General features: G+C 36.2%; 6 protein-coding genes. 2 read left to right on the top strand and 4 right to left on the bottom strand.

Annotated elements, in window-relative coordinates:
- The first annotated feature begins 209 nt into the window (after window positions 1-209).
- Window positions 210-1,745 carry an FAD-binding protein gene (locus H3T48_RS04570; RefSeq protein ID WP_198188665.1) on the top strand — a complete coding sequence of 512 codons (1,536 nt, stop codon included), beginning with the start codon at window positions 210-212 and terminating at the stop codon, window positions 1,743-1,745.
- Window positions 1,746-1,806: 61 nt separating this feature from the next.
- On the opposite strand, the gene H3T48_RS04565 is transcribed toward H3T48_RS04570, so the two are convergent.
- The 4 genes from H3T48_RS04565 to def all read right to left on the bottom strand — a co-directional run bounded on the left by H3T48_RS04565 (window position 1,807) and on the right by def (window position 5,431).
- Window positions 1,807-2,754 carry a diacylglycerol kinase family protein gene (locus H3T48_RS04565; protein ID WP_198188664.1) on the bottom strand — a complete coding sequence of 316 codons (948 nt, stop codon included), beginning with the start codon at window positions 2,752-2,754 and terminating at the stop codon, window positions 1,807-1,809.
- 35 nt (window positions 2,755-2,789) lie between these two features.
- Window positions 2,790-4,469, bottom strand: a complete 1,680-nt coding sequence (gene rnjA / locus H3T48_RS04560; RefSeq protein WP_109715428.1) for a ribonuclease J1 — start codon at window positions 4,467-4,469, stop codon at window positions 2,790-2,792.
- Window positions 4,470-4,474: 5 nt separating this feature from the next.
- Window positions 4,475-4,699, bottom strand: coding sequence for a DNA-dependent RNA polymerase subunit epsilon (locus tag H3T48_RS04555; protein ID WP_046306751.1), 225 nt, complete (start codon window positions 4,697-4,699; stop codon window positions 4,475-4,477).
- A gap of 177 nt (window positions 4,700-4,876) precedes the next feature.
- The gene (def, locus tag H3T48_RS04550; RefSeq protein WP_046306753.1) at window positions 4,877-5,431 is read right to left on the bottom strand and encodes a peptide deformylase; all 555 of its coding nucleotides are present in this window, start codon (window positions 5,429-5,431) and stop codon (window positions 4,877-4,879) included.
- Between the two features lie 257 nt (window positions 5,432-5,688).
- Between def and typA the strand changes: the two genes are divergently transcribed.
- A complete protein-coding gene (typA, locus tag H3T48_RS04545) occupies window positions 5,689-7,530 on the top strand; it encodes a translational GTPase TypA (protein ID WP_122035039.1) in 1,842 nt (613 codons plus the stop codon).
- Window positions 7,531-7,592 lie beyond the last annotated feature (62 nt).

Below are 7,592 nucleotides of genomic sequence, written 5' to 3'. Positions count from 1 at the left end.
CCTTAGAATCCTACTTTGATTAAATAAAAGATTAAAAAATCAATCTACGAGAAAAATCTATTTACACAAAAAATTTGACAGTTTCCATAAATTCCTCCACTGAAAATAATAACTTATCAGTAATAAGATAATTGATAATTATATCTTTTTAAAGATGATATTATTATATATGAAAACGCTTCACAGTTAAACATTTAAGGAGGACAAACATGAATTTTTATTCAAACGTAGACGGATATGACCAAAGTGCAATCAAAACTTCTAAAGTAGTCAATACAGATGTATTAGTTGTAGGTGCGGGTAATGCAGGAATGATGGCAGCAGCAGCTGCAAAAGAAAAAAATGTTGATGTTACTTTGATTGAGAAAGAAAAAACAATCAATCTAATGCGAGTAGGAATTGCTAGTGTAGGAAGTAATGCTCAGAAAAGGGCAGGTACTGTAATTAATAAAGAAGATTTAGTTGAGTCATTAGCATCTTTTTCACAGCATAATGTTGATGAACGACTCTTAAAAACTTGGGCTGATAATAGTGGAGAAAGTGTTAACTGGTTAGAAGACAATATTTTAAAACCCAACGGAGCTCATTTTAGATCAGAACCTGATGCAATGGTAACAGGGAAAAGTTATGTGGGTTTTCCGACAGAGAATGATCCAACAATTGATGACAAATCTTTCGTATCTTATGGTGATTGGTTTGTAAAATATCAAGAAGAGCATGGAATTAAAATGCTTTATCAAACTTCACTAGTTAGTTTGATTAAAGAAGATGATGTTGTCACAGGTGCAATTGTTAAGGATATTGCAAAGGACGAGTTCTATAAAATTAGAGCAAAAAAAGGAGTAATACTTACCACAGGTGGATATTCAGCAAATAAGACGCTGCTTAAAGAATGGGATCCTTTAGCACTGAAAAAGAATGTATATAATGATTCACCGCGTTCTAATGGAGCAGGTATTACCGCTGCACTTAACCTCGGCGCAATAAAGGATGAAGAACCGGCTGAAAGCATCTTTGACAGAGGTTTAGTGCCTGTCGGAACAAATACTGAGGATATGTATTACCAAACTTCAACATACGATAACTGGCTATGGATTGGTTCATATCCATTTTTAAAAGTTAATTTACGTGGAGAGCGGTTTTCTAATGAATCAGTTCCTTATCAATTTATTGTAAATGCGGCTAGCAAAGAACCAGGATATTTATATGCAATGATCTGGGATGATAATTATGCCAATCAACTTGAAAAACTTCATATGCTGGGTTGTGCACGATTTGGCTTTCCTGGATATATGAGTAACAAACAAGATTTTATTAATGATACTGAAAATTACATCAAAAAAGGTCTGGTAGTTAAGGCAGATACGATTCAGGAATTAGCTAAAAAATTAGGTCTTCCAGTTAAAGCAGTTGAGCAAACAGTTGGAAACAACAATGCTTCAGTTGTAGCAAACTATGATCATGAGTTTGGTAAAGAACCATACAGAATAACTCCAATTGAGAAAGCTCCGTATTATGGATGTATTTTAGGTGGACGTATTTTATGTACCCTTGACGGATTAAGAGTAAATACAAAAATGGAAGTTCTAGATCAGAACTTTTTGCCAATTAAGCACCTATATGCTGGTGGAAATGACTCAGGTGGTTTCTTCTGGGGTTCATACAACGACCGAGTACCTGGATTAGCATCGAGTCATGCCCAGACTTTTGGAAGAATAGCAGGGAAAAATGCAGCAAGTAACTGATTAAATAGTTAGAATTTTGAATAAAAAAGGAAAAGCGTGTATGCTTTTCCTTTTTTAGTGATTATCTTAATAAATAAAAATGGCTAACTTTAAAATCTATTTTGAATGAGTCTGGTTTGATTTGCTCACCATCAACTTGGGCAAACTCTTTTTTAGTTGTTTGAATAGATATTTGTTTACCCTCAAAATAATGAAATTGAGGATCATGAACATGTGAGCCGTCTTTTAACAAATTAACAAAGAGTTTGATTAGTTTGCCTAAACTGAAGCGTTCAACAACAACGGTGTCAAGCACACGACTTTTGATACTTGCACTTGGTAATAATGGAATACCACCACCTAAATAGGGATGATTGGTGGTAGTTATTAGAAAAGCATCATCGTAATGATATCTTTTATTGTCGCATTTAATATCAACAGTAAATGTATCTTGCTTACGCAATGCTGACAAAATATGAAGTCCATAAATCATTTTGCCTTCATTGATTTTGTTTAAGAGTTTCTTTAATTCTGAAATATTACTAAGGTGATTAACATAAGCATCAAAACCAACCCCTAGACTATTTGCAAAATAATAAACATCATTGCCCGAATGAGGGAAGTGGAAAGAACCACAATCAATTCTTTCAGGCTCAATACCATTTTTTAAGTGATTAATAAGTTCTTCAGGGTTTCCAGAAAGATTAGCAGCCTTGCCGAAGTCATTTCCAGTGCCCGCAGGTAAATAAGCTAGCGGCATGGAAGGATGACTTGATCTTTTTATTCCATTAAGAACTTCATTCAAAGATCCATCTCCACCAATTACTAATAGAACTTCATTGGAGAGATGGTTTCTATTGCCATATCCTTGTGCAATTTTTATTGCTTCACCTGCAAAAGAGCTTTTGTAAACATCAAAAGCAATATTTTCATTAACAAGTAAGAGGGTAGTTTGGTCTAATATCTTTTTCGCATGTCCATTTCCAGCAGTTTCATTAACTAGAAGATGGATTTTAAGTTTATTTTTCATATTTTATTTATTAAAAAAAGCCCAAATGGGCTTTTTTACTTTTTCTCAACAATCATAGGTAAAATCATTGGCCGTCTTTTTGTCTTGGAATATAAGAAATCAGAAAGATTTTCAACAATTGCCTTACGGACAACAGCATCTTTAGGATTATCTGTTTTATCCATTTCACTTTTTATAATATGGTAAATATGTTTTTGAGCTTGGCTAATCAATTCAGTTGATTCACGCATATAAACAAATCCACGACTTAAAACATCAGGTCCTGCTAGAACACGCTTGTGTTTGTAATCAACGGTAGCAACTACAACAACTAAGCCATCTTCTGATAAAACCTGGCGATCATGGACAACAACATTGCCAACGTCAGCAGTTCCAGAAGTATCAACATACACATCGCCTGCAGGAACGTGTCCAGCAATTCTAGCACCCTCAGGTCCAAAGCAGACAACCTCACCGTTTTCCAAAACAAAAGTATGATCTTCGGGGACGCCAGCAGCTTGTGCAAGTTCTGTATGAACTACTTGCATGCGATATTCGCCGTGCACGGGAATCATATACTTAGGTTTAGTCAATCTAACCATCATCTTTAATTCTTCTTGACCACCGTGACCAGAAGTATGGACATTATTAACACGTCCGTGAATGACGTTAGCGCCACCTTCCATCAATTTGTTAATCAAATGATTTACACTAAGTGTATTACCAGGAATAGGGTTAGAAGAAAAAATGACTGTATCACCAGGCTGAAGACTAATTTGACGGTGTGTTCCGTTTGCAATTCGAGAAAGAGCAGCTAATGGCTCACCTTGTGATCCGGTACATAATATCATTGCCTCATCGGCAGGAGTGTGATTGATTTCATTTGAATCAACAATTAAACCTTCAGGTACATTTAAGTATCCTAGATCGATTCCATTTTGCACACCGTTTTCCATGCTTCGACCAAAAATTGCAACTTTTCTACCAGTATCAATTGCTGCTTCAATTGCCGTTGAAACACGATAAAGGTTAGAGGCAAACGTAGCGAAAATAATTCGACCATGGATACCAGTAATAATATCGTGCAACGAATGTGCAACAAAGCGCTCTGACTTGGTAAATTGCGAAACCTCTGCATTAGTTGAATCTGATAGAAGGGCTAAGACGCCTTCGTTACCAATTTGAGCCATCTTTTGAAAATCAGGAGCAGGTTGGTTCATTACTGGAGTTAAATCAAATTTAAAGTCACCAGTAAAGACAACAGCACCGAGAGGAGTGTGAACAGCAATTCCTAACGTATCAGGAATTGAGTGGGTAGTTCTAAAGAAAGAAACAGAAAGCTTCTTGAATTTTAGAACTGTGTTTTCGTGTTCTTCGTGCAGTTCGGTAGTGCGAAGAATTCCGTGTTCTTCAAGCTTACCCTTGATTAATGCCAAGGCAAAGGGTGTAGCATAAACTGGAATTTCGGGTATTTTTTCAAGTAAGAAAGGTATACCACCAATGTGATCTTCGTGACCGTGGCTGACAACCAGTGCTTTGATTTTTTTACGATTCTTGACTAAATATGAATAGTCAGAAATAACGTAGTTAATACCAAGAAGATCATCTTCTGGGAACTTAATACCACAGTCCATGATAATAATTTCATCTTGATATTGAACGCAATACATATTTTTGCCGATTTCATGCAACCCCCCGATTGCAAAGACGGCTACTTCATTATTTTTAATTCGCACAGAAACTACTTCTTACTATCAAAAGTCGTCAATTTAAAATCGGCGTGTTCTTTTTCATATTGTAGTGAATTTCCTGCTAATTCTTGGATGAGTTCAATGTTGTAGGGGGTATTGTCCTCAACCAAGGTTCTAGCGCTGACCAAATTATCAGCCTCTAGGTAAAGGGTTTGAGTTGTTTCACGTCTAGGATTAACAACTTTGTCCTTTTGATACAAAACTTTGTAGATCATATTTGTATTCTCCTTATTCAGTTATAAAAACGTTCTTAATTTTGGATAACTAAAAGTACCCAATAGCTTATCTCAGTTTACCATAATTATAATTTTAAGTATAGAAACACTACTTGTTTGACTCATAAAAAAACCGTCAAAGTAAATTGGCGGTTAATCTATCATGTACTGATGATACTAATAAATTAGGACTGTATCATCATCCAATTTAAATGGGTTTTGCTTATCAATCCGGTCATAAAATAGGTGGCCTCTTAAATGTTCAATTTCATGAGATGCAACGATAGCAGGATAATCCTTTAAGTTAATCGTCTTTTCCTCACCGTCAACGGTATAGTAATGAATCTTTAACTTATCAGGACGGGGAACATAGCCGTCAATAACTTTATCAACGCTTAGGCATCCTTCACCTTCACTAAGACATGCCTGACGAACGGATTCGGACAAAATCTCAGGGTTAACAATTGTTTCTTTAAAAACAATCTCATTTTGATCATTTGGAACAAGAAGTGATGCCATTTGCACACTTTCACCCACTTGAGGTGCCGCTAAACCAACTCCAGCACGTAACTGATGCTTTTTAGCAATTTCCGGATCCTGTGAATTGATTAGGTATTCCATCATGTCTTCGGCCAATTTTTGGTAATGGTCGCTCAAAGGAAAAGTTAACTTTTCAGCAACTTTACGTAATACGGGATCACCATCACGAACAATATCTTTCATTAAAATCAATTAAATTCACTCTTTCATAAAAAAGTTATCTCTATATTTTTACCATAAATAAGGACATTTTGTCTGCTTTTTATTCTATCGTAAATTTAAAAATTGAAAAAGAGTGATAAACGTTGACCAGTATAATAGTTAGGTGTTAAAATCAATGAGCGTAAATATACAGATATGAAACACTTCGATTAGCATGTTCTTGAACGTGCCGGCGAAACTGTGACATTGTCACAGTTTTTTTATTGAGGAGTGGAGGAGGAATACTTTTGTCAGAAAAAAGAAGAGACGATATTAGAAATATAGCGATCATAGCGCACGTTGACCATGGTAAGACAACTTTGGTTAACCAATTATTGAAGCAATCCGACACTCTACCTGAGCACATGGCTTTGGAAGATCGTGCAATGGACTCAAATGATATTGAACGTGAACGTGGTATTACTATTTTATCTAAAAATACTGCGGTTAAATATGGCGATACCACAATTAATATTTTAGATACACCAGGACACGCCGATTTTGGTGGTGAAGTTGAACGTATCATGCATATGGTTGACGGAGCCCTACTTTTAGTTGATGCATATGAAGGAACAATGCCACAAACTCGTTTTGTTCTTAAGAAGGCATTAGAAGCAGGCGTTAAGCCAATCGTTGTTATTAACAAAATCGACCGTCCAGGTGCTCGTCCTAAAGAAGTTCTTGATGAAGTTCTTGAATTATTCATTGAATTAGGTGCCAATGATGAACAACTTGATTTCCCAGTTGTTTATGCATCAGCATTGAACGGAACTTCTTCTTATGAAGCTGATCCATCCACTCAAAAAGAAACAATGGATCCAATTTTTGACACTATTATTAAAGCTATCCCAGCACCAATTGATAATGCTGATGAGCCTTTACAATTCCAAATCACTATGCTTGACTGGGATGACTATGTTGGTCGTATTGGAGTAGGTCGTATCTACCGCGGTAGTGTAAAAGTTGGTGACAACATCACAGTTATGAAACGTGATGGCTCAAAGCAAAACTTCCGTGTAACTAAGCTATTTGGTTTCTTTGGTTTGAAGCGTAATGAAATTACAGAAGCTAAAGCCGGAGATATTATTGCCATTAGTGGTATTAACGACATTTTCGTTGGTGAAACAATTGCATCTGCAGAAGACCCAGAAGCATTGCCATTCCTTAAGATTGACCCACCAACTTTGCAAATGGACTTTGTTGCAAGTGACTCACCATTTGCTGGCCGTGAAGGTGACAAGGTAACTCCTAAAAAGTTAGAGGATCGTTTAATCAAACAAACTCGTACTGATGTTTCTTTGAAGGTTGAACCTACTGATCAAATCAATGCCTGGACTGTTTCTGGACGTGGTGAATTACACCTTTCAATTCTTGTTGAAGAATTACGTCGTGAAGGATTTGAATTACAACTTTCACGTCCAAAAGTTATCTATCGTGAAATCGATGGCCAAATGTGTGAGCCATATGAGGCAGTTCAAGTCGATACACCAGATGAATATGTTGGTTCAGTAATTGATTCACTTTCACAACGTAAAGGTGAAATGAAGAACATGGAATCAACTGGAAATAATCAAACTCGTTTGGACTTCTTAGTTCCGTCACGTGGCTTAATTGGTTATAACAATGAATTTATGTCTCAAACTGGTGGTTACGGAATTTTAAACCACAGCTTTGATTCATATAAACCAGTAGTTAAGAACTGGGAACCAGGACGTAAAAATGGTGCTCTTGTTTCTATCAGTCAAGGTAAGTCAACTACATACTCACTTCAAACTGTTGAACAACGTGGTGAATTATTCATTGGCGCAGGTGTTGAAGTCTACGAAGGTATGATTGTTGGTCAATCATCACGTGATCGTGATATTGCAGTTAACGTAATTAAGGGAAAGAATTTGACTAACACCCGTGCTGCCGGTAAAGACCATGCGGCTGCAATCAGAACGCCAAAGACATTGACACTAGAAGAAGCAATTGAGTTCTTAAACGATGATGAATATTGTGAAGTAACACCTGAATCAATTCGTCTTCGTAAGAAGATTTTAAACACTTCTGAACGTCAAAAGGCAGATAAGAAGCGTAATAAAAACTAAATCAAGTAATTAAAAATGGCACTCACTTAATGAAGTAGTGTCATTTTTGTTTTATAATAAAA

The organism is Lactobacillus sp. M0403, from assembly GCF_016101265.1.
Classification (GTDB): domain Bacteria; phylum Bacillota; class Bacilli; order Lactobacillales; family Lactobacillaceae; genus Lactobacillus; species Lactobacillus apis.
This window is presented reverse-complemented; position numbering and strand designations above follow the sequence as displayed.

Coding starts and splice junctions, on each gene's coding strand:
- H3T48_RS04570 (WP_198188665.1), top strand. CDS start 210: ATGAATTTTTATTCAAACGTAGACGGATATGACCAAAGTGCAATCAAA.
- H3T48_RS04565 (WP_198188664.1), bottom strand. CDS start 2,754: ATGAAAAATAAACTTAAAATCCATCTTCTAGTTAATGAAACTGCTGGA.
- H3T48_RS04555 (WP_046306751.1), bottom strand. CDS start 4,699: ATGATCTACAAAGTTTTGTATCAAAAGGACAAAGTTGTTAATCCTAGA.